Source organism: Bradyrhizobium sp. 132 (genome assembly GCF_023074185.1).
Lineage (GTDB): Bacteria > Pseudomonadota > Alphaproteobacteria > Rhizobiales > Xanthobacteraceae > Bradyrhizobium.
The window spans coordinates 1-21,905 of sequence record NZ_JADPKY010000157.1 but is presented as its reverse complement, the minus strand read 5'-3'; the positions used below and the strand labels follow the sequence as shown (position 1 = coordinate 21,905).

At 63.9% G+C, this 21,905-nt stretch carries 22 protein-coding genes; 11 read left to right on the top strand and 11 right to left on the bottom strand.

Annotation, left to right across the window (positions count from 1 at the left end; all coding sequences use genetic code 11):
• The first annotated feature begins 10 nt into the window (after positions 1 to 10).
• A complete protein-coding gene (locus IVA74_RS33035) occupies positions 11 to 817 on the top strand; it encodes a glucose 1-dehydrogenase (protein ID WP_247351250.1) in 807 nt (268 codons plus the stop codon).
• A gap of 48 nt (positions 818 to 865) precedes the next feature.
• Here the strand turns inward: IVA74_RS33035 and IVA74_RS33030 are convergent, their stop codons facing one another.
• Both IVA74_RS33030 and IVA74_RS33025 read right to left on the bottom strand, forming a co-directional pair.
• A complete protein-coding gene (locus tag IVA74_RS33030) occupies positions 866 to 1,636 on the bottom strand; it encodes a hypothetical protein (protein WP_247351248.1) in 771 nt (256 codons plus the stop codon).
• Between the two features lie 83 nt (positions 1,637 to 1,719).
• Positions 1,720 to 3,264 carry a sodium:proton antiporter gene (locus IVA74_RS33025; RefSeq protein WP_247351246.1) on the bottom strand — a complete coding sequence of 515 codons (1,545 nt, stop codon included), beginning with the start codon at positions 3,262 to 3,264 and terminating at the stop codon, positions 1,720 to 1,722.
• A gap of 127 nt (positions 3,265 to 3,391) precedes the next feature.
• On the opposite strand from IVA74_RS33025, the gene IVA74_RS33020 reads away from it, so the two are divergent.
• The 4 genes from IVA74_RS33020 to IVA74_RS33005 all read left to right on the top strand — a co-directional run bounded on the left by IVA74_RS33020 (position 3,392) and on the right by IVA74_RS33005 (position 8,102).
• Complete coding sequence (locus tag IVA74_RS33020) at positions 3,392 to 4,150, top strand: tetratricopeptide repeat protein (RefSeq protein WP_247351242.1); 759 nt, start codon at positions 3,392 to 3,394, stop codon at positions 4,148 to 4,150.
• 132 nt (positions 4,151 to 4,282) lie between these two features.
• On the top strand, positions 4,283 to 5,668 hold the full coding sequence (locus IVA74_RS33015) for a tetratricopeptide repeat protein (RefSeq protein ID WP_247351240.1): 1,386 nt from the start codon (positions 4,283 to 4,285) through the stop codon (positions 5,666 to 5,668).
• Positions 5,669 to 5,810: 142 nt separating this feature from the next.
• Positions 5,811 to 7,721, top strand: a complete 1,911-nt coding sequence (locus IVA74_RS33010) for a propionyl-CoA synthetase (RefSeq protein WP_247351237.1) — start codon at positions 5,811 to 5,813, stop codon at positions 7,719 to 7,721.
• 111 nt (positions 7,722 to 7,832) lie between these two features.
• Entirely contained in the window at positions 7,833 to 8,102 is a 270-nt protein-coding gene (locus IVA74_RS33005; protein ID WP_247351234.1) for a hypothetical protein, read from the top strand.
• A gap of 94 nt (positions 8,103 to 8,196) precedes the next feature.
• Here IVA74_RS33005 and IVA74_RS33000 read toward each other — a convergent pair whose 3' ends face one another.
• The gene (locus tag IVA74_RS33000; RefSeq protein WP_247351232.1) at positions 8,197 to 8,892 is read right to left on the bottom strand and encodes a cell cycle transcriptional regulator TrcR; all 696 of its coding nucleotides are present in this window, start codon (positions 8,890 to 8,892) and stop codon (positions 8,197 to 8,199) included.
• A 254-nt stretch (positions 8,893 to 9,146) separates the two neighbouring features.
• On the opposite strand from IVA74_RS33000, the gene ispH reads away from it, so the two are divergent.
• The 3 genes from ispH to rnhA are packed head-to-tail and all read left to right on the top strand — an operon-like array spanning position 9,147 to position 11,566.
• Positions 9,147 to 10,115, top strand: a complete 969-nt coding sequence (gene ispH / locus IVA74_RS32995; protein ID WP_247351230.1) for a 4-hydroxy-3-methylbut-2-enyl diphosphate reductase — start codon at positions 9,147 to 9,149, stop codon at positions 10,113 to 10,115.
• A gap of 6 nt (positions 10,116 to 10,121) precedes the next feature.
• Positions 10,122 to 11,105, top strand: coding sequence for a homoserine kinase (locus IVA74_RS32990; protein WP_247351228.1), 984 nt, complete (start codon positions 10,122 to 10,124; stop codon positions 11,103 to 11,105).
• A complete protein-coding gene (gene rnhA, locus IVA74_RS32985; RefSeq protein WP_247351227.1) occupies positions 11,102 to 11,566 on the top strand; it encodes a ribonuclease HI in 465 nt (154 codons plus the stop codon). Before IVA74_RS32990 ends, rnhA begins: the two co-directional genes overlap by 4 nt.
• Positions 11,567 to 11,730: 164 nt before the next feature.
• On the opposite strand, the gene IVA74_RS32980 is transcribed toward rnhA, so the two are convergent.
• The 8 genes from IVA74_RS32980 to IVA74_RS32945 form a co-directional block, all read right to left on the bottom strand.
• Positions 11,731 to 12,216, bottom strand: a complete 486-nt coding sequence (locus IVA74_RS32980) for a peroxiredoxin (protein ID WP_247351225.1) — start codon at positions 12,214 to 12,216, stop codon at positions 11,731 to 11,733.
• A 108-nt stretch (positions 12,217 to 12,324) separates the two neighbouring features.
• A complete protein-coding gene (locus IVA74_RS32975; RefSeq protein ID WP_247351221.1) occupies positions 12,325 to 12,879 on the bottom strand; it encodes a DUF924 family protein in 555 nt (184 codons plus the stop codon).
• 15 nt (positions 12,880 to 12,894) lie between these two features.
• Positions 12,895 to 14,580: a long-chain fatty acid--CoA ligase gene (locus IVA74_RS32970; protein ID WP_247351218.1), complete on the bottom strand. Its 1,686-nt coding sequence runs from the start codon at positions 14,578 to 14,580 to the stop codon at positions 12,895 to 12,897.
• Positions 14,581 to 14,768: 188 nt separating this feature from the next.
• Entirely contained in the window at positions 14,769 to 16,241 is a 1,473-nt protein-coding gene (locus IVA74_RS32965; protein WP_247351216.1) for a D-alanyl-D-alanine carboxypeptidase family protein, read from the bottom strand.
• A gap of 188 nt (positions 16,242 to 16,429) precedes the next feature.
• A complete protein-coding gene (locus IVA74_RS32960) occupies positions 16,430 to 18,226 on the bottom strand; it encodes a glucan ABC transporter ATP-binding protein/ permease (protein WP_247351215.1) in 1,797 nt (598 codons plus the stop codon).
• A 74-nt stretch (positions 18,227 to 18,300) separates the two neighbouring features.
• The gene (locus IVA74_RS32955; protein WP_247351214.1) at positions 18,301 to 18,612 is read right to left on the bottom strand and encodes a HigA family addiction module antitoxin; all 312 of its coding nucleotides are present in this window, start codon (positions 18,610 to 18,612) and stop codon (positions 18,301 to 18,303) included.
• Between the two features lie 34 nt (positions 18,613 to 18,646).
• Positions 18,647 to 18,922: a type II toxin-antitoxin system RelE/ParE family toxin gene (locus tag IVA74_RS32950; RefSeq protein WP_247351479.1), complete on the bottom strand. Its 276-nt coding sequence runs from the start codon at positions 18,920 to 18,922 to the stop codon at positions 18,647 to 18,649.
• A gap of 66 nt (positions 18,923 to 18,988) precedes the next feature.
• A complete protein-coding gene (locus IVA74_RS32945) occupies positions 18,989 to 20,038 on the bottom strand; it encodes an ABC transporter substrate-binding protein (RefSeq protein ID WP_247351213.1) in 1,050 nt (349 codons plus the stop codon).
• Between the two features lie 228 nt (positions 20,039 to 20,266).
• Between IVA74_RS32945 and IVA74_RS32940 the strand changes: the two genes are divergently transcribed.
• The 3 genes from IVA74_RS32940 to IVA74_RS32930 all read left to right on the top strand — a co-directional run bounded on the left by IVA74_RS32940 (position 20,267) and on the right by IVA74_RS32930 (position 21,796).
• The gene (locus tag IVA74_RS32940; protein ID WP_247351212.1) at positions 20,267 to 20,635 is read left to right on the top strand and encodes a hypothetical protein; all 369 of its coding nucleotides are present in this window, start codon (positions 20,267 to 20,269) and stop codon (positions 20,633 to 20,635) included.
• Positions 20,636 to 20,752: 117 nt separating this feature from the next.
• Positions 20,753 to 21,157: a phosphoribosyl-ATP diphosphatase gene (gene hisE, locus IVA74_RS32935; RefSeq protein WP_247351211.1), complete on the top strand. Its 405-nt coding sequence runs from the start codon at positions 20,753 to 20,755 to the stop codon at positions 21,155 to 21,157.
• 36 nt (positions 21,158 to 21,193) lie between these two features.
• Complete coding sequence (locus tag IVA74_RS32930; RefSeq protein ID WP_247351210.1) at positions 21,194 to 21,796, top strand: YqaA family protein; 603 nt, start codon at positions 21,194 to 21,196, stop codon at positions 21,794 to 21,796.
• The last annotated feature ends 109 nt before the right edge of the window (positions 21,797 to 21,905 follow it).

The window sequence follows — 21,905 nt, the reverse complement described above, 5'->3', positions numbered from 1 at the left end:
GAGACACGCGATGGACCGGCTCAAGGGCAAGGTTGCGATGGTGGTGGGCGCCGGCTCGATCGGGCCGGGCTGGGGCAACGGCAAGGCCACCGCGGTCACCTTTGCGCGCGAGGGCGCGCAGGTGTGTTGCGTCGATCGCAACGGTGCGGCCGCTGAAGAGACCGCGAAGATCATCACGGACGAAGGCGGCAAGGCGACCGCGTTCACGGCCGACGTCTCGCGCGCCAGCGAGATCGAGTCGATGGTTGCGGCATGCCTCAAGGCACACGGCCGCATCGACGTGCTCGACAACAATGTCGGCATCGCCGAGATGGGCAGCGTCGTCGAGGTGACCGAGGAGAGCTGGGACCGCGTCTTCACCGTGAACCTCAAGAGCGCCTATCTCGCCATGAAGCACGTCATCCCCGTGATGGTGAAGCAGGGCGGCGGCTCGATCATCAACATCTCCTCGATCGCATCGATCCGCCATGTCGGGATTTCTTATGTCAGCTACAACGTCAGCAAAGCGGCGATGAACCAGTTGACGCGATCCACCGCGATCGAGTTCGCGAAGAACCATGTGCGCGTGAATGCAATCCTGCCCGGTCTGATGAAGACGCCGATGGTGGAACATTCCGCAGGTCTTGCGAACAGCTACGCCAAGGGCGATGTCGAGGCGATGTGGCGCGCCCGCGATGCGCAGGTGCCGATGGGCCACATGGGCGAGGCCTGGGACGTCGCGAATGCGGCGCTGTTCCTGGCGTCGGACGAAGCGAAATATGTGACGGGGATCGAGCTGGTGGTGGACGGCGGGATCACGTGCAAGGCGGGGGCGTAGCTCCCTTCCTCGTCGCCCTGGCTTGCGCCAGGACGACAGCCCGGGCCCTTACTGCGCCAGCGCCAGAATCCCGCCGGCAAACGAATGCCAAGCCGCAGTCTCGCTGATCGGCCAGTTCAGCACCTTCACCGCCAGCATCGCGAGCGTACCGTAGATGTACACCGGATGCACCCGGCCTTCGGTGCGCCAGTCGCGTACCATGGCGACGACGAGCAGCAGCGAAGCGACCACGGCCGGCGCGATGGTAACGGGCACTGGCGGCGGCCCGGGCGGTCCCGGAGGTGCAAGGAAGGTGAGAAACCAGCGCGCGATCGCCGCATCGAGGATGGAGACCGCGGCTAGCAGCATCAGGCGTTTGTGAATCTCGGGCTTTCGCGTGTTCATGATCGCAAGCATGAACACCACTGCGAAGAACGCGATCCCGCTCATCGGCACGATCGAGAAGGCGATGCCGGCCTCTTTCTGTCCGAGCGCGGCGGAATGCTGCATCACATGCACCGATGCGAGGAAGCCGAAGATCGTCATCGCGGTCGCGAGCGAAACGCCGGCGATGCCGATCGCGCGGTGATTGAGCACGCGGCCTGAGGCCGCGAGCCAGGCCTGGATCACGAAATAGAGAGACCAGGTGAAGAACAAGAGACCGTGAAAATGAATCACGGGGCTTGCGGACAATGTCCGTTGCGCGAGCGGCACAAAATAGGTCGGTGCGAAGCCGAGAAAAGCGGTGGCCGCGCAGGCCAGTGCCATGTGGAGATAAAAATATCGTGCGGGCGACGCATCTCGCGCGCGCACACGACGGTCGTCGATTAGGGTCGTCATCTGGAATGAGTCTGAAGAGGCGCGGTTTGGTTCAAGCCCCTGGCCACCTGTGCAGGCGGGGCGGATGTCAGGGGCGACAGGATTTAACCCCCCGCGCTCAATTCTGCGCGATCGAGCTCTTCCTCGATCCGATGAAATGCATCGTCGCCGATTACTTCGGTGGCGCGGAGGTCGAAGATCGACTTTCGCGCGGCCGCGATACCCCGGCGGCGCAGGGGATCGGCGGGCAATTCGCCGTTGGCGACACCGCCGTTCGGATCGTCGTCCGTCTGCATCAGGATGGCGCGATATTCGAGCCGCAGGATTTCAGCCTCCTCCGACGGATCGTCCTCGATCGCGTCGAGCGCCGCGCGATAGGCGACGGCGCGGGCGCGCGCGACCTCGATGCCGACGGGATCGTCGTCCTTGAGGTCGAACGCCAGGATCAGCGGCCGCAGCGTCAGGCCCTGCACGACCAGCGTGCCGAGCACGACCGCAAACGCCGAAAAGACGATGAAGTCGCGATAGGGAAAGTTTTCCGGCAGGGCAAAGGCGGTCGCGAGCGTGACGAGACCGCGCATGCCGCACCAGGAGACGATGAGGCCGCCCTTGGGCGAGGCGACCTGCTTCGGATCCTTCGGGTGATAGACCCCGTGCGCGATCAGTGCGCGCAGCGTCGTGCGGTAGAATGTGATCCAAGCGACCCGCACCAGCACCACCGTGAGCAGGATCCAGGCCGCGGCCACGCAATACTCCCAGCGCACGTCCGCATTGAGCCGCGTCCAGATCGGCCGCATCTGCATGCCGATCAGCATGAAGGCGAGCACGTTGAGCACGAACACCATGGTCTCCCACACCGCATAGGACGGCACCCGCAGCCGCGCCGGCATGCGTGCCCCCGCCGTGCGCGCGATGGTGATGCCGTAGACCACGATGGTGAGGATGCCGGAGAGGCCGAGATGCTCGGCGGCAATCCAGACCATGAAGGTGGTGGCGAACTGCACGATGATCGCGCTCGGCGCTTCCTTTACCCGTTCCATGAACAGCGGGATGATGCGGCCTGCGACCAATCCCGCGATGACGCTGCCGACCAGCGCCAGCGCCATGGTCGGCGCGACCTGGCTCCATGCCAGATGCTCCGTGGCGACGGCGCCGACCGCGATGCGATAGATCAAGAGCGCGGTCGCGTCGTTGAGCAGGCTCTCGCCTTCCAGAACCTTGACCATCCGATAGGGCAACTTCACCTGGCTCAGGATTGCGACCGCGGCGGCTGCATCCGGCGGGGCCACGATGGCGCCGAGCGCAACCGCGGCGGCCCAGGGGATGTCCGGCATCAGCCGGTGCGCGACGTAGGCCACGCCGGCCGTGGTCAGGCCGACGGCGGCGACGACCAGGGTGGAGACCGGAACCCAATTGTTGCGCAGATCGCGCAGCGAGGTGTCGAAGGCGGCATCGAGCAGGACCGGTGCGACAAAAAGAGCCAATGCCAGGTCGGGCTCCAGCGTCCAGGACGGGCTCGACGGCACAAAGGCGATCAGCGCGCCACCGATCGCGAGAAAGGTCGGGTAGGGGACCTTGATCCGCCGCGCCAGCGCCGATAATGCAACGGCGCCGAGCAGAAGCACGATGATCCATTCGAATGTCGACACGTTGATCCCCGAACCCGATTGAGCGGCGCCACAAGCTAGCACCAATCCGGCCGTATGGTGGATAGTGCGGCCCCGAGGCAAGACCTTAACCCGGACCTTAACTCAGGCCTTTCCGATTGTGACGAGCATGCGTTTTCTCATTCAATGGTCCGGCGCCGGGTTGCTCTTTGCGCTCTCGTTCGCCGCGGCTCATGCCGCGACCGGCGGCGAACCGGCCGCGGTCCCGCAGGTCGACGTCGCGCCGTGCCTTGCTGCTGCAGCGGCCGACGACATCGACAAGGCCGCCACGGCCTGCGCCGCCGTGATCGACAACGAGAAGGCGGCAAAAGGCGATCTGATCAAGGCGCTGATCGCGCGCGGCGCGCTGTTTGCCCGGCATGACCAGATCGACCGCGCGATCGCCGACGACAGCCGCGCTCTTCTGCTCGATTCCGGCCTCGCCGATATCTTCAACGCGCGAGGCGAGCTCTGGCTGAGGAAGGGCGACAAGCCCAAGGCGGTGCAGGATTTCGGCGCGGCCTTGAAGATCGATCCGAACCACGAGAAGGCCAAGGTCAATCACAAGGCGATGGCGCGCGAGATCGAGCGGATCGGCGCGCAGATGGCGGTCGCAGGCAAGCCCAGCTTCAGTTGCAAGGGTGCGCGCCGTCCCGTCGAGAAGTCGATCTGCGCCAACCGCGAGCTCGCCGATCTCGACCGCGAGGTTTTTGCCTCCAATGCCCGTGTGCTCCGCGAGGCCCGCAACGCGGGCGAAGCGAAGGCGCTTCAGCGCGAGCAGGACGATTTCATCGCCCGCCGCAATGCCGGATATGGCCGGCCCGGCTACGATCTGAAGAAGGCGATGCAGGAGCGGCTGCTGCGGCTGAACGGGGTGGATGGCTATTGAGGCTCCTCGTCTGCCGCCTCAAGAGCGGGGCGAGGGAGGGAGGGGTCGGTGCGCCCCTGACACGCCCGATTTGAACCGATTCTTTGGCCGCCGCGACAATGGTGAAAGCCTGATGTCTCGGAGCCCTATGCCATGTGCGGCACGCATCTTTCCGCGCAAATATTCTCGTTTGCAAAAATCTCGCTTCGCTCCTTCCTGCTCAGCGCGGCAATGAGCGTCGTCCTCGTCGCTCCTGCCTTGGCCGGCGTCGATTGCGTGATGGGGAGCAAGGCCGCTCCGGCCGAGCTGATCCCGGCATGCAGCGCCATCATCGACCAGGCCTCAAATCCATCCTCCGATCGCGCCGCGGCATTGCTGGTGCGCGCCGACGCCAATGCGCGGACCTCGGGCGGCGTCACGCAGGCGCTGAGGGATATCGACCGCGCCATCGCGCTCGAGGGCCGAAATGCAAAAGCCTGGCGCCTGCGCGGCGATCTCCTGCTCGAGGCCGGCGGCGATCTCAACCGCGCCGCGGCGGATCTCAGCAAGGCCATCGAGCTCGATCCGCAGGATGCGGAGTCTTACGAGCTGCGCGGCGTGGTCTACACCAACCAGCGCCGGCTCGACCGCGCGCTTACCGATTACGATCAGGCGATCAAGCTGAAGCCTGACAATGCGCAGACCTGGTCCGACCGCGGCGTGACCTACTATCTCGGCGGCGACAACGACAAGGCGATTCGCGATCTCAGCCAGGCGCTGCGGCTCGATCCGAACCGGCCGCGCAGCTACACCAATCGTGGCGCCGCCTACAAGAAGCTCGGCCAGCTCGACAAGGCGGTTGCCGACGACGGCGAGGCAATCAGGCTCGATCCGAAGGTGCCCGAATATTATGACAATCGCGGCCTGTCGCTGGCCGCGATGGGCGAGTACGACAAGGCGATTGCCGATTACGATCAGGCGCTGCGGCTGGCACCGCGGCCGAATTTCTTCACCAACCGCGGCGACTCTTACCATCTCAAGGGCGAGCTTGGTGCTGCGCTCAGCGATTACGAGGCCGCGCTGAAACTCGACCCGAATTTCGCGCAGACCTACAACAACCGCGCCGTGCTCTACAAGAAGATGGGCGAGCGCAAGAAGGCGCTGGCCGATTACGAGACCGCGCTACGGCTCGATCCCGGCAACGACAATGCCGCCAGCGGCCGCCGAACCATGATCGCGGAAATCGCGAAATTCGGCGTCGAGTCGCTGCGGCCGCTCGCGGCGAATTCCGGCAATGGCCCGTCGTTCGATTGTGCCACGGCGAAGCGCGAGGTCGAGAAGATGATCTGCGCCGATCCACAGTTGGGCGTGCTCGACCGCCAGATTGCCGAGACCTACGAACGCGTATTGAAGTCGGCCGGCTCCCGCTCGGCCGGCGACCTCCGCCGCACCCAGCGCGATTTCCTCGCCACCCGCAATACGAGCTTCCGCCGGCCGGGCTATGACCTGAGAAAGGTCATGCAGGAGCGGTTACAGCGGCTGAATGCGATGGATAGCTGAGCACCGTTCTTTCAGCTTGAACCACGGCCCGTTCCCGGGAAAATACCCCCCAAACAAGCCCGGTACTTGATCCCCGTCATGGCGGGACGTTTGTCCCGCCAAAGGTCAAGGCCAGGCGAATAAAGGGAACGGGAGCGCAAGCATGAATGTCCAGGGGAAAAGCAGCTATCACGACGTCTATGCGCGCTCGCTGGCCGACCCTGAGGGCTTTTGGGCCGACGCGGCGAAGGAGATCGACTGGATCGAGCCGCCGAAGGCGATCTTCGATGCTTCGCAGGGCGTCTACGGCCGCTGGTTCAGCGGCGGCGTCGTCAACACCTGCTACAACGCGCTCGACCGCCATGTCGAACGGGGCCGCGCCGACCAGGTCGCGCTGATCCATGATTCGCCGCTGGCGGGCAGCGTCACCAAATTCACCTACGCCGAGCTGCTGGCCGAGGTGCAGGCGCTCGCCGCCATCATGCAGGATTTTGGTGTCGCCAAGGGCGATCGCGTCATCCTTTATATGCCGATGGTGCCGGAGGCCGTGGTCGCGATGCTCGCCTGCGCGCGCATCGGCGCGGTGCACTCCGTGGTGTTCGGCGGCTTTGCCGCGAAAGAGCTCGCCACACGCATCGACGATGCGCAGCCAAAGCTGATCCTGTCGGCGAGTTGCGGCATCGAGCCCGGTCGCATCGTGCAGTACAAGCCGCTGCTCGACGAGGCGATCAGGCTTGCGGGCGCAAAGCCGAAGGCCTGCATCGTGCTGCAACGTCCGCAGCTCATCTGCGACCTCACGCCCGGCCGCGACTATGACTGGGCGGGCCTGCGCCGCAAGGCGATGAACGACGGCAAGAAGGCGCCGTGCGTGCCTGTCGCCGCCACCGATCCGCTCTACATCCTTTATACGTCAGGCACGACCGGCATTCCCAAGGGCGTCGTGCGCGACAATGGCGGCCATCTCGTCGCGCTAAAATGGTCCATGTTCAACCTCTATGGCGTCAAGCCGGGCGAGGTCTGGTGGTGCGGCTCCGACATCGGCTGGGTGGTCGGCCACAGCTACATCGTCTACGGCCCGCTGCTGCACGGCGCGACCTCGATCATGTACGAGGGCAAGCCGGTCGGCACGCCCGATGCGGGGGCATTCTGGCGCGTGATCAGCGAGCACAAGGCGGTCGCCTTTTTCACCGCGCCGACCGCGTTCCGCGCGATCCGGAAAGATGATCCGGAAGGAAAATTCATCCGGCAATACGACCTTTCGACATTCCGCACGCTGTTCCTCGCCGGCGAGCGCGCCGATCCGCCGACGGTGGAATGGGCGGAGCAGCAGTTGAAAGTGCCTGTCATCGACCATTGGTGGCAGACGGAGACGGGCTGGTGCATCGCCGGCAATCCGGTGGGGCTCGGCATGCTGCCGGTGAAGCACGGCTCGCCGACGGTCCCGATGCCGGGCTATCAGGTCGACGTGGTCGACGAGGCCGCAAAGCCGGTCGGCCCCAACACCATGGGATCGATCGTCATCAAGCTGCCGATGCCGCCGGCCTGCCTGCCGACGCTGTGGAATCAGGACGAACGATTCAAGGAAGCCTATCTCACCGAATTTCCCGGCTACTACAAAACATCGGATGCCGGCTACAAGGACCAGGACGGCTATGTCTTCGTCATGGGCCGCACCGACGACATCATCAACGTCGCCGGACATCGGCTCTCGACCGGCGGCATGGAGGAGATTTTGGCTTCGCATGCCGATGTCGCCGAATGCGCCGTGCTTGGCGTCAAGGATGCGATCAAGGGCGAGGTACCCTGCGGCTTCCTGGTGCTCAAGGCTGGCGTGAAGCGGGCTCCCGCCGAGATCGAGAAAGAGATCGTCGCGCTGGTGCGCGACAAGCTCGGTCCCGTCGCCGCGTTCAAGCTCGCCATCATTGTCGGCCGCTTGCCCAAGACGCGCTCGGGCAAGATTTTGCGCGGCACCATCAAGAAGATCGCTGATGGCGAGACCTGGACGATGCCAGCGACGATCGAGGACCCCAAGGTGCTCGACGAGATCGGGGAGGCGCTGAAGGGGAGGGTATGAGCTCCGTCGTCATTACGGGTTCGGTCCTGCGGACCGCTCCGGAATGACGGTGCAAACGACTTACAATCTCCTCATTCCGCGCTAAACAAGGCCGGCCAATAAGGATCTCGGATGCCACTCGCCGCCACGCCGCGCCTGCTTGCAGCTGTCCTGCTCGCCATCGCCCTCTCCGCCTGCTCCGCGCGCTACCAGACGCCGGTGGCGATGGGCGGCGACGATGACGACGCGGTCTGCCAGAGCCGTGGCAATGCGCTGGGCTCGCCCGAATACGTGGCCTGCCGCAAGGACCGCGACGTCCAGCGCAGCGCCGCGACCACCCGGGCCGACCGTCGCCAGCGCGACCTCGGCGAATACATGCTGAACCATCCGGACCGGCCGTAGAGGCTGCTTCCACCTGTTCCGTCCTTGCGTCACATAAAAAACGCGGCGGGTTTTCCCGCCGCGTTTGCATTCGATGACGACTGAAGACGAAGGATTACTCCTCATCTTCCTCCTGCTTCTTGCCGCCAAGCGTCTTGAGCTTGGCGAACACGGCGTCGACGTTGAGGTCGTCGCTGGATTTCTCCGCCGGCTCGAACTCGTCCTTCTTGGTGGTCTCGGAGGCCGGCAGCAGGGTTGCGCCGCCATAGGCTGCGTCGATCGGCTTTTCCTTGGCGGCGCGCGCGACCTCGAAATCGAGTTCGATCTGCGAGCAGAGACCGAGGGTCACGGGGTCGATGGGGGTCAGCGACGAGGTATTCCAGTGGGTGCGGTCGCGGACGCTGGCGATCGTGCTCTTGGTGGTGCCAACCAGGCGCATGATCTGGGCGTCCTTGAGTTCGGCATGGTTGCGCAGCAGCCAGAGAATGGCGCTCGGGCGCTCGTGGCGGCGCGAGACCGGGGTGTATCGCGGACCCTTGCGCTTGGGCTGCGGTGGCAGCACCACCTTGCTCTCCTGGAGGCGGAGCCGGTAGTCCGGGCTTCTCTCGCCCTTCTCGATCTCCTCGCGGGTCAGCTGGCCGTTGGAGAGGGGATCCATGCCCTTGATGCCCTGCGCCGCGTCGCCGTCGGCGATCGCGCGCACCTCAAGGGGGTGCATTTTGGTGAAATCGGCGACCTGGTCGAAGGTCAGCGCGGTGTTGTCGAGCAGCCAAACGGCGGTCGCCTTGGGCATCAGCGGTGCGTTGCTCATGGCAAATCTCCTTTGTGCTTCGCCCACCCCTTTTGGAGGCGAAACCGGTGGTCATCAGCGATGACTGGGAATTCGGGCTATATAAGCCCGGAGGGGGTAGTCACGCAATGGTTCTGCTATAGATAGTGCCTTGACAGCGCCCGAAAGGGGGCCCAATTCCCTCTGAAGTCGCTGTAAGCTCGTTCCCAAGCCCTATTCATCCATCGACCGCTTCCCGCCCATTTGGCGAGGTGATTCGGTCCCGAGATCGCTCAATGTCAGCCAAACCAGACCTTAAGATCGTGCTTTGTTCTCCCCGTGGCTTCTGTGCCGGGGTGGTCCGGGCGATCGACACCGTGGAACGGGCGCTCGATAAATACGGCGCCCCCGTCTATGTTCGCCACGAGATTGTGCACAATAAATACGTCGTCGACGGGTTGAAGAAGAAGGGCGCGATCTTCGTCGAGGAGCTTGCCGAGATCCCGGAAAACACCACCGCGCCGGTGGTGTTCTCGGCCCATGGCGTACCGAAATCGGTTCCGGCCGACGCCACGTCGCGCAATCTGTTTTCGCTGGATGCGACCTGCCCGCTGGTGACCAAGGTGCACCGCGAGGCCGCGATCCATTTCAAGCGCGGCCGCGAAATCTTCCTGATCGGCCATTCCCATCACCCTGAGGTGGTCGGTACGCTCGGCCAGCTCCCCGTCGGCGCCGTCACCCTGATCGAGACCGCCGAGGACGCCAAGACCATTGCGCCGAAGGATCCGAACAACCTCGCCTTCGTGACTCAGACCACGCTGTCGATCGACGACACCGCGGAGATCGTCGCACTCCTGAAGGAGCGCTTCCCGAACATCAACGGGCCGCACAAGGAAGACATCTGCTACGCCACCACCAACCGCCAGCTCGCGGTGAAGAAGGTGGCGCCGGTGGTCGATGCCCTGATCGTGGTCGGTGCGCCGAACTCGTCGAACTCGCAGCGCCTGCGCGAAGTCGCGGAACGCGAGGGCTGCCCGATCGCGGTGCTGGCGCAGCGCGCCGCCGACCTCGACTGGAAGCGCTTCGAGAACATCACCAGCCTCGGCATCACCGCGGGCGCCTCGGCACCGGAAGTGATCGTCGAGGAGATCATGGACGCGTTCGCCGAGCGCTTCACGCTGCATGTGGAGACGGTCTCGGCCGCGGAAGAGAACGAGTTCTTCCCGCTGCCGCGTCAGGTGCGCCCCGAAGCCGCCGCCGAGTAGATCTTCATGGCGGTCTACACCGACGTTGCCGCCGACGAGCTTGCGGACTTCCTGAACCAATACGATCTCGGCGAATTGCTCTCCTACAAGGGCATCGCCGAGGGCGTCGAAAATTCAAACTTCCTGCTGCATACGACCCAGGGCTCGTTCATCCTCACGCTCTATGAGAAGCGCGTAGCGAAGAACGATTTGCCGTTCTTTCTCGCGCTGATGACGCATCTCGCCGAGCACGGCATCAACTGCCCGCTGCCGGTGAAGGGCAGAGACGGCGAGGCGCTGCGCGAGCTGTCGGGCCGGCCGGCCGCGATCATCACCTTTCTCGAAGGCGTCTGGCCGCGCAAGCCGAGCGCGACCCATTGCGCGGGCGTCGGCGGGGCGCTGGCCAAGATGCATCTTGCCGGCGCCAATTTCGCGATCAAGCGTCCGAATGCGCTCTCGGTCTCGGGCTGGCGGCCGCTGTTCGATGCGGCGTCACGCCGGACCGACGAGGTGCAGCCCGGCTTGCGCGCGTTCCTCGCCGCTGAGCTCGACTACCTCGAGAGCGGGGTCTGGCCGAAGCCTTTGCCCGAAGGCGTGATCCACGCCGACCTCTTCAACGACAACGTCTTCTTCATTGGCGACCAGCTCTCGGGGATCATCGACTTCACCTTCGCCTGCAACGATATGCTGGCCTATGACGTCGCGATCTGCCTCAACGCCTGGTGTTTCGAGCCGGATCATTCCTTCAACGTCACCAAGGCGCGCGCCTTCCTCAATGCCTATGGCCGCGTGCGAAAGCTCTCCGAGGCGGAAGAGGCAGCACTGCCGCTGCTCGCGCGCGGCGCCGCGATCCGCTTCCTGCTGACGCGGCTGGTCGACTGGCTCAACGTTCCGCCCGGCGCACTGGTTCGGCCAAAGGATCCGCTCGAATATGTCCGCAAGCTGCGCTTCCACCAGAGTGTTTCCACCGTGCGCGACTATGGGCTGATGCCGTCAGGACTGGTCGCGTGAGCGAGATTCCAGTTGTCACGATCTATACCGACGGCGCCTGCTCGGGAAATCCCGGGCCCGGCGGCTGGGGCGCGATCCTCAAGTTCGGCGACAAGGAAAAGGAGCTGAACGGCGGCGAGCGTCACACCACCAACAACCAGATGGAGTTGATGGCGGCGATCTCCGCGTTGGAAGCACTGAAGAAACCGTGCACCGTCGATCTCTACACCGACAGCCAATATGTCCGTCAGGGCATCACCGGCTGGATCCATGGCTGGAAGCGCAATGGTTGGCGCACCGCTGACAAGAAGCCGGTGAAGAATGTCGAGCTATGGCAGCGCCTCGATGCCGCGCTGAAGGCGCATGACGTGCGCTGGCACTGGGTCAAGGGCCACGCCGGGCATCCCGAGAACGAACGCGCCGATCAGCTCGCGCGCGACGGGATCGTGAAGGCGCGGTTGCAGCAGCGGGTGGCGGAGTAGCGCGAGGCGTCGTCGCCTCATTCTCAACTGTCATCGCCCGGCCTTGACCGGGCGATCCAGTATTCCAGAGACGCTTATCATTCAGCCGAGAGGTCTCGGCGTACTGGATCGCCCGCTTTCGCGGGCGATGACAGTTGTGGTTAAGGCTAAAAGCGCTGGCCGCCTTACAGCTGCCCGAGCAGCGTATCGCCGCCGGACACCTCGACCTTGCCGGGCATCGCCTCGAGGTTCAGCTTCTTGACCACGCCGTCCTCGACCAGCATCGAATAGCGCTTGGAGCGGATGCCGAGACCGTTGCCGGAGGCGTCGAGCTCCATGCCGATCGCCTTGGCGAAGTCGGCATTGCCGTCGGCGAGGAAGATGGCCTCGTCGCGCTGGTCGGTGTCGCGCTTCCAGGCGTTCATGACGAAGGCGTCGTTGACGGAGACGATGGCGATGGTCTCGACGCCCTTGTCCTTCATGGCGTAGGCGTTGAGGAAGATGCTCGGCAGATGCATCTTGTGGCAGGTGCCGGTATAGGCGCCGGGCACTGCGAACAGCGCCACTTTCTTGCCCTTGAAGATATCGTCGGTGGTCTTCACCTGCGGACCTTCCGCCGTCATCACGCGGAATTTCGCCTCGGGCAGCTTGTCGCCAGTCTGGATGGTCATCGTGAAGTCTCCCTGAAAATCGGTCCCGCTTTTTAGACCGTGCGGCGGCGCTGCACAATGTTGCAGGTTGGGAGGCGGCGAGGGGCGCGGTCCTTCACCGTTATGTCATCAGCCGGCAAAACCGCCGCCGTCGAGGAAGGCCTGTTCGTCCTCGGTGGTCTCGCGTCCCAGGAGCCGGTTGCGGTGGGGGAAGCGGCCGAACCGCTGGATGATGTCGGCGTGCTCCCGCGCGTATTTCAGGTTCTCGGCGTTGTCGGTGTTCTGAAACAGCGCGACGCAATGCAACTGGTCGGATAGGTGCTCGGAATGCATGAAGGGCAAATAGAGGAATTCGAGCAGGATGGGATCGATCCTGCGATCTGTGCCCCTCTCGATTGCGCGGCGGGCGACGTTGCGCGCCAGCGCGTCGCTGGCAAAGGCTTCCGGCGTGCCGCGGAACATGTTGCGGGGAAACTGGTCGAGCGCAATGACGAGCGCCAGCGCGCCCTCGTCGCTGTCTTCCCAGGAGGCCAGCTCGCCGGCGATCGCCCTCTTCCATAGCAGAAGAAAGCGACGCCTGACCTCCGCGTCGAAAGCGTCGCTGTGCTTGTACCAGCGCTCGCGACCGGCCTCCCGCCAGAACGCGAGAATGCCGGCCGGCGTGATGTCGCCTACGTCAGTCATGAATCCAGGGAGCGGCTACGCCGCCTCCGCCTTCTTCTCGTCGCGCAATTGCCGGCGCAGGATCTTGCCGACATTGGTCTTCGGCAGGTCGGTTCGGAATTCGATCTGCTTGGGCACCTTGTAGCCGGTGAGCTGCTCCTGGCAGAACTTGATCACGGCTTCGGCCGTGAGGTTCGGATCCTTCTTGACCAGGAACGCTTTCACCGCCTCGCCCGACTTGGAATCGGGAATGCCGATCACGGCGCATTCGAGCACGCCCGGATGGCTCGCGATCACTTCCTCGATCTCGTTGGGATAGACGTTGAAGCCGGAGACCAGGATCATGTCCTTCTTGCGGTCGACGATCTTGGTGTAGCCGGTCTCGTCCATCACGCCGATGTCGCCGGTGCGGAAATAGCCGTCGGCGGTCATCACCTTCGCGGTCTCGTCCGGCCTGTTCCAGTAGCCCGACATCACCTGCGGGCCCTTGGCGCAGATCTCGCCGGGCTGGCCGAGCGGCAGCTCGTTGCCGTCGTCGTCGCGGATCGAAATCCAGGTCGAGGGCACGGGAATGCCGATCGATCCCGAGAACTCGGTCGTGGTCGCGGGATTGCAGGTCAGCGTCGGCGATGTCTCCGACAGGCCGTAGCCTTCGGCGATGAAGCAGCCGGTCACCTCCTTCCACTGCTCGGCCACGGGGCGCTGCACCGCCATGCCGCCGCCGTTGGAAATCTTCAGCTTGGAAAAGTCGAGCTTCTTGAAATCGGGATGGTGCATCAATCCGTTGTAGAGCGTGTTCACAGCCGGGAAGCTGTTGACCTGGTATTTTGCCAGCTCCTTGACGAAGCCTGCGATGTCGCGCGGATTGGGGATCAGCAGATTACAGCCGCCGGCGCGCACCGCGAGCAGGTAGCAGGCCGTCAGCGCGAAGATGTGGTAGAGTGGCAGCGCGCAAACGATCATGAGCTGATCGACATGCGGGGGTGCGACTATCGCCGGCTGAAGCCAGGCGTCGTTCTGCAACACGTTGGCGACGATGTTGCGGTGGAGCAGGGTGGCGCCCTTGGAGACGCCGGTGGTGCCGCCCGTATATTGCAGGAAGGCGACGTCGCCGGGCGACAGTTTCGGTTTGTTGAAGGTCGCGCCGCGGCCAGCCGATAACGCATCGTTGAACGACACCGCGCCCGGCAGCGACCAGGCCGGCACCATCTTCTTGACGCGGCGGACGACGAGATTGACGATCACGCCCTTGAAGCCGAGCAGGTCGCCCATGCTGGCGACGATGACGTGCTTCACTTGCGTCTTCGCGATCACCTGCTCGACGGTATGGGCAAAATTCTCCAGCACGATAATGGCTTCGGCGCCGGAATCCTTGAGCTGGTGCTCGAGCTCGCGCGGTGTGTAGAGCGGGTTGACGTTGACCACGGCGAAACCGGCGCGCAGCACCGCGGCGGTCGCGACCGGATATTGCAGCACGTTCGGCATCATGAGGGCGACGCGAGCACCGCGCTGGAGCCCACGGCCTTGCAGATATGCGGCCAGCGCGACCGACATCTGATCGAGGTCGCGATAGCTGATCGACTTGTCCATGCAGATGAACGCCTTGCGGTCGGCGAACTTCGAAAAGCTCTCCTCCAACAGGTCGACCAGCGATGAGTATTGCGTCGGCTCGATATCAGCAGGCACGCCGGGCGGATATTGCTTGAGCCAGATGCGCTCCATCGAAAACTCCCCTCATTTACCAGAGCCCGTTGTGTCTCGGGCTTGCCTCATTGCCGCCAGTATCGAGCTTGCCGGAACGGGTGGCAAGTCGTCGTGACTTAGGGCAAAGGCCAGGGAGTGGCTACCGGAATCCTGCCAAACCGCGCGGCCGCAGTGCAAAGTGGGCGTGGTCTCAGCTCGGAGCGCCGCTAACTGTTGTTGGCCGGCTTGGCGGCGGGCTTGGTCGCTGCCTTTGGCTTGGCGGGCTTGGGTGCCTGATCGCCGCTTGCCGCAGGTTTTGCCGCCGCATCGGACTTTGCTGAATCCGACTTGGCCGCAGCGTGCTTGGTCCCGGCCGGCTTGGCAGCGCTCTTGCCGTCGGCTGGCTTGGCAACCGGCTTCGCCGCCGCTGTCTTGGCCTCGGTCTTGGCGTCCGTCTTGGCATCCTTCGGCTTGTCGGCCGCGTCAGGCTTCTTGGCGACGCGCGACTTCTTGCCACGCGACTTTGGGGTGGCCTGCTGGTCGGCATCGGCCGCGACCGCGGCGATCAGGGCGGTACCGGTGCGGGTCGGGCCGGTATAGACCAGCACGGGCTCCGCGGCCGCCGCGGCCGTGGCCATCAGCTCGGAGGCCTTCATCAAGGGAGGTTGAAGCCCAGCGGTGAAGAACGTCACCTGGGCTTCGCCGCCGGTGGCGGAGGCCGATCCGCTCGTGCCGCCATTGGTGGCGATCAGTGCGTCGTCGTCGTCGCTGGCGGGCCGCTTGCGATGGCCGCCGCACATGTCCTCGCGCAGGTTCGGCGGCGAGGCGTCGACCGGCACCAGCTTTTCGACGGTGCCGAGCGAGGGGCGGAGCCAGGTGAGATTGTCTTGCGAGAAGCCGCGCTCGAGCAGCTGGGCTGCCTTCACCGCGCGCGCGGTGCCGGAATTGGCGCCGAGCACCACCGCAATCAGTCTCCGGCCATTGCGTGTCGCCGACGCAACGAGGTTGTAGCCCGAGGCGCAGATGAAGCCGGTCTTGAAACCATCGGCACCGGGATAGCGGCCGATCAGCTTGTTGAAATTGCCGGTGACGCGCTTGCCGAAGCGGATCGCCGGGATGTGCACGAAGTATTCGTATTCCGGCAGGTCGCGCAGGAACGAGCGCGCGAGAATGCCGAGATCGCGCGCCGACGTGATCTGGCCGTCGGCGGGCAGACCGTTCGGATTGACGTAGCTCGTCTGCGTCATGCCGAGTCTTTGTGCGGTGTCGTTCATCATCGCGGAGAAGCCGTCGATCGAGCCGCCGACGCCTTCGGCGAGCACAACGGCCATGTCGTTCGCCGACTTCACCATCATCATCTTCAGCGCATTGTCGACGGTGAGCTGTGTTCCCGGACGGAATCCCATCTTCGAGGGCGATTGCGAGGCCGCTGTCGGCGACACCGTAATCAGCGTGTCGAGCGTGAGCTTGCCGTCCTTGACCGCCTTCAGCGTGACATAGGCGGTCATGATCTTGGTGACGGAAGCCGGATACCATGGAATGGTCGCGTTTTCCGCCTGCAACACCTTGCCGGTGTCGGCCTCGATCAGCAGCAATGCTTCGGCGCTCGCCGCGCGCGGCGCGAGCGATGCGGCGCATGCGAGTGTCGCAGCGAACAGGTTGAACAGGGATTTACGAAGCAGCGGGCGAAGAGCGTGCACTATCCGATTCCGGTCCTTGGAGACCCGCCGGTTCCGGTCGGCTCTCGTGATCTGATGTTCGGTTCTGAATCCAGCGCCGCCGCTTGCGGCGTCGCAAACCTATACCGGCTGGTGCGTCGGGAATAGGGGCATCAGCGGGGTATTCCGCAATGAAATAGGCCGAATTTCGACGGTCCCATGAAGACTTGCTAAGGCGACTGGGCGGCAGTCGCGGCAGCCTCAGCAGCTGTCACGCTGGCCCGTGCGTTCTCCCGAACCATGAACTGGGCCCTGGCGAGCTCGGCGAAATGGCCGCCTTTGGCCACGAGTTCATCGAAAGTTCCGCTTTCGATCACACGCCCGTTCTCGAACACCAGGATCCGCGTGGCATTGCGGATGGTGGAGAGACGGTGGGCGATCACGAAGGTGGTGCGTCCCTTCATCACTTCGTCGAGAGCGGCATTCACCTTGGCCTCGGTGACGGCGTCGAGCGCGCTGGTCGCCTCGTCCAGGATCAGAAGTGGCGGATCTTTCAGCAGTGCGCGGGCGATCGACAGTCGCTGGCGCTCGCCGCCGGACAGCATGCGGCCGCGCTCGCCGGCATTGGTCTCGAAGCCGCCGCTGCGCTCGATGAATTCGAGCGCCTGTGCGCGCCCTGCCGCCTTGCGCATCTCCGCCTCAGTGGCGTCCGGCTTGCCGACGCGCAGATTCTCCGCGATCGAGCGATTGAACAGCAGCGCCTCTTGAAAGACCACGCCGATGTTCCGCCGCAGCGATGTCAGCGTCACCCCGCGCACGTCCATGCCGTCGATCCTAATGAAGCCGGACTGCGGATCGAAGGCGCGATGCAGCAGCGCAATCGCCGTCGACTTGCCGGCGCCGGTCGCGCCGACCAGCGCAATGGTCTGGCCTGGCAGAGCGGTGAAGGAGAGATCCTCGATCGCCGGCCGTTTGCCGTCATAGGAGAAGGTGACGTCGTTGAATTCGACGAGGCCGGAGAGCCGACCCGCGTCGATCGCATCGGGTCGGTCGTGCACCGCGGGCACGGCATCGAGCACGTTGAAAAACTCGCGCAGGCGCGGGGCTTCCATGAATACGTTGTTGATGAAGCTCACGACCTGCTCGAGCTTCTGGATCAGAAGCGTCGCGAAGCTCACGAACATCACGATTTCGCCGACCGAGGTCAGCCCCTGGTCGTGCAGCGAGATGCCCAGTGTGAAGATCGCGAGCACGGTGATGGTGGTGGAGGCGCGCGTGATGACGGTGACGAGCGCCCACCACGACAGCACCGGCATTTGCGCCGCGAGTAACTGGTCGGCGACGGAGCGCAAGCCCTTCACCTCGGATTCGACGCGCACGAAACTCTGCACCAGCGCGACGTTGCCGAGGGCGTCGGAAGCCCGCGCGGAGAGCTCGCTATAGTGCTCCTCCACCTCCATCTGCATGCCGAAGGTTCTGCGCACCACGAAGGTCGTCAGCGCCGTGAAGACGATGCAAAGCACGAACAGCAGGATCGCGAGCCGCCAGTTCAGGTACAATGATAGCGGCAGCAGCACCACGACCGACAGGATCGCGGCAAAGTGCTCGCGGAAGAAGCCGAGCCAGAGCCGCCACAGCGCATCGGTGCCGTTGAGCATCACCTTCATCAGCCGGCCCGAATGTGTGCCGGAATGGAAGGTCAGCGGCAATTGCAGGATGTGCTCGAAATAGTCGGTCAGCACCGCCTGGCGCTGGCGGTGCGAGAGCCGGTCGGCCTGCAAGGCCACGAGCGCGCTGCAGGCGATGGTGAACAGCCCGAATGCCACCCAGGCCATCAGAAACGGCCAGGCCGAGTCCGATCCGGCAACCGTCTTGCCGGAGAGCACGTCGACGATCCGGCCGAACAGCACGGGTTCTGCGAACTGCGAGGCGGCAAGCAGGAGATTGGCAAACGCCAGCAGCCAGCCGAGCCCTGCTTCCTTGCCGAGCAGTTCGAGAACGCGGGTGTAGAGACGGAGGATGGGCATGCGATACGCTGAACCGTGGGAAGGTCGTCAGTCAACCAGTTGAACGGCTGCAAGACTACATTGGTGTGGACGGCTCAGGCCACCTTCAACGTGGGGATATGGCTGACGTCCACCGTCTGTTCCGCGTGCCACGTGTCGTGGGCAACCTGCAGCCGGACCCAGATCCCGGCGCCGCCTCCAAACAGCTTCCCGACACGGACCGCTACCTCCGGCGACAGGGGCTTCTTCTCTTCCATGATGTCGTGAAGATGCTGCCGCGAGATGCCTAACAGGCGCGCGATCTCAACCTTGGTCTTGCCTGAGGCCGGCAGCATGTCCTCGCGAAGCACCGCGCCGGGATGAACGGGACAGCGGCGGGGATTTCGCTTGGCAGGATATTCGACCATGGCAGCTCCACGCCGAGTCAATCTCGGCTCGGTGTTAGCGATATTGCTCGAAATCGACCCGATAGGCATCACCGTTTTCAGATTCGAAAGTGATGCACCACGGACCATTCACATGGACCGTGTACCTGACCGGCTTCCCGTGCAGACGATGAAAGTCGAAGCCGAGCACATCCATGTCCTCGGGAAGCGTGGCGCTATCGAGTTGATCGAGCCGTCGCAGAACTCTGGCATGCATCTTTGAATCGATCTTCGCAGTCTTTCTCTTAGACCAGAGATCGCCAAAAGCCTTGTTCCGGAAGGACTTTATCAAGGTGCTGCCAAAACCGATGCAGTTTCTTATGTAAGCTAATTGCTTACACAAGCCAAGATCGGATGTTCAGTTGATCAACCGCCCTGCAACCGGCGGCAGGAACCGGTCGTCGAAGATATCGCCGGCAACCGGCTTCTTGCGGAATTTGAAATCCTGCGCGATCTGGTCGATCGAGCGGTCCATGCGCGCGGGATCGATGCCGCCGAGGCCGTTGCGACGGACTTCGTCGGTCTGGATATTGTCGACGAGGACGGTGCGCAGGCGCGCCAATTCGAGATTGCGGTCGCCGTCGTCGATGCGGCTCGCGGCTTCGTCCGCCGCACGCGCCGGCTCTTTCACGGTCGCGTTGATGCCTGCGATCAATGCGCGGACGAATCCCTTCACGGCGTCCGGCTTGGCCGCGGCGAAAGCCGGGTTGACCACGACGGCAAAGCCATAAGCCTCGCAGCCATAGTCGGCATAGCGAAGCACGACGAGATCGCCGCCGGGTACGCCGCGATCGCGCAGGTTCACTGCCGAGAGATAGCTGAAGCCGGCGACGGCATCGACCTGTCCCGCGGAGAGGATCGGCTCGCGCACGGCGGCGCTGATCCTGTGGAATTTCATGTGCGCCGTGTTGATGCCGTTCTGCTGCGCCAGCGCCGGCCACAGCCGCATCGACAGGTCGCTATCGGCGACGCCGACGGTCTTGCCGTCGAGATCGGGCGGCAGATGGATGCCGCGGCTCCTGCGGGCGACGATCGCGTAGGGCGCATGGTTGAACAGCACGAACACCGCCTTGACCGGTGCCGCATCGTCCTTGTCGCGGAAGCGGATCAGCTCATTGATGTCGACCAGCGCGAGCTCGCTTTCGCCCTTGGCGACGCGCGCGAGCGCCTCCGGCGATCCGGCCGTGCTGCTGAAGGAGACGTTGAGACGTTCGGCGCCGAAGCTGCCGTCCTTTGCAGCCAGGAAGAACGGAGCCATGCTTGCATCGATCGGACGGTCGAAGGCGAAGTGGATCGCAATAGAGGGCGCGGCGGTCTCAGCCGCCGTGACATCGCGTGCAGTCAGCGCGGCAAGCGAGATTGCAAGGGCTTGCAGGCAGCGAAGGGCGGTCGTCTTGAATCTGAACATCAGTCGCGCCGGTCTCGCCTTGTTGTGATCTCGTGACGCTCGCAGCGCCGGCTGGCGGAGCAGTCTCTGCGCGCCAACATGAACGGCGGATGAGCGGCGGTTGCGTCACGATCACGCAACCCCGTTCAGCTTGTGTTGGGGTTGGGGAACCCAACATGGGATGTGGGTGTTTGAAAGACATGAGCCTGTCGTCAGGCACCATTCGAGGTCCCAAGGAGGGTCCAGGACATGTTTGACAGCTTTTCGAAGTTTGCCGGCCGCAAGGTCGCTATTGCCACCGCCGCGGTGCTGGCGTTGACCGCGGTCGCCCCGACCGCCTCATACGCCGGCGGCCGCCACTGGCATGGCGGCGGCGGTGCGGCCCTTGCCGGCGCGGCCATTGCCGGCGCCATCGGCACCGGGCTTGCGATCGCCGCGAGCCGTGACGCCTACGCCTATGATGCCCCGGCCTATTACGGTGGCGGGCCGGCCTACTATGATGACGGCCCGGTCTATTACGGCGGTGACTCGTATATTGGTCCGCGCCCGTTCCACCGTTGCGGCGGTCCCTATCAGTCCGCGCAGGGTGGCCAAGGCTACGCCTCGACCTGTTACTAAGCCCGGCTACGAAGAATTGACGACAACAGGCCGTCGCGCTTGCCGCGACGGCCTGTTTGGCCGTTTATTGTCAGACGTTAACGCGCCCGCCATTGGTTTAGAGTAGTTTTCAGGACCATGAGTGATTCGCTTGAGCGGCTATATCTGGCTGTACTCGCGGCCAAGGACCTTGATCCGGCAACATCGCGTACAGCCCGGCTGTTTCAGCGTGGGCCCTCCAAAATGGCGAAAAAACTGGCCGAAGAGGCCATCGAGGTCGTCATCGATGCGGTCAATGGCGACAGCGAAGCCGTGATCCGGGAAAGCGCCGATCTGCTCTACAATCTCACTGTGCTCTGGGCCTCGGCCGGCGTGCGTCCCGAGGACGTCTGGCGCGAAATGACCCGGCGGGAAGACATGCTCGGCATCGCCGAGAAGCTGCCGAAATCGGCGATGAAGCTGCCCAAAGTTGCGTCACCGCGCGTGGCCGCCAGGCGGCCAATTGTCGCGATCGAGGGTCGCGTGGCGCGGAAGCGCCACTAGAAACGTCACAAAACTGGCGATGGACAAATCCGTCCGATGGTGCTTCATCGCGGCGCCATGCTGAAACGTATCTACGATTGGTGCATCGACGCCGCTCACAAGCCTTACGCGCTCTGGATCCTGGGTGCCGTGGCTTTCGCAGAAAGCTCCTTCTTTCCCGTCCCGCCGGACGTGATGCTGATTCCGATGTCGCTGGCGCGTCCGCAGCGCGCCTGGATCTATGCGGCGATCTGCACCGCGACGTCGGTGCTGGGCGGCCTGCTCGGCTATGCCATCGGCGCGCTGCTGTTCGACTCGGTCGGTCACTGGCTGATCCAGGTCTATGGCCTCGGCGACAAGGTCGATGCCTTTCGCGCCTCCTATGCCGAGTGGGGCGCGGTGATCATCCTGCTCAAGGGACTGACGCCGATCCCCTACAAGCTCGTCACGATCACCTCGGGCTTTGCCGGCTACAATCTCGTCCTGTTCATGATCTGCTCGATCGTCGCGCGCGGCGGTCGTTTTTTCATCGTCGCGATCCTGCTCAATCGCTATGGCGATTGGATCCGGGTCAGGATCGAGAAGCATCTCGGTCTCTGGGTGGCGATCGGCGCCGCCGTGCTGGTGCTCGGCTTTGTGATCGCGATCAAGTTGATCTAACCCAAATTGATCTAGGGTCTGTTGGGATTCATCTGGAGTTTATCGCGGCCGCGGCCAGATAGATCATTGAAGTGAAGCTCTGGTCGGTCTTGTCGGCGCGCATTGCGAT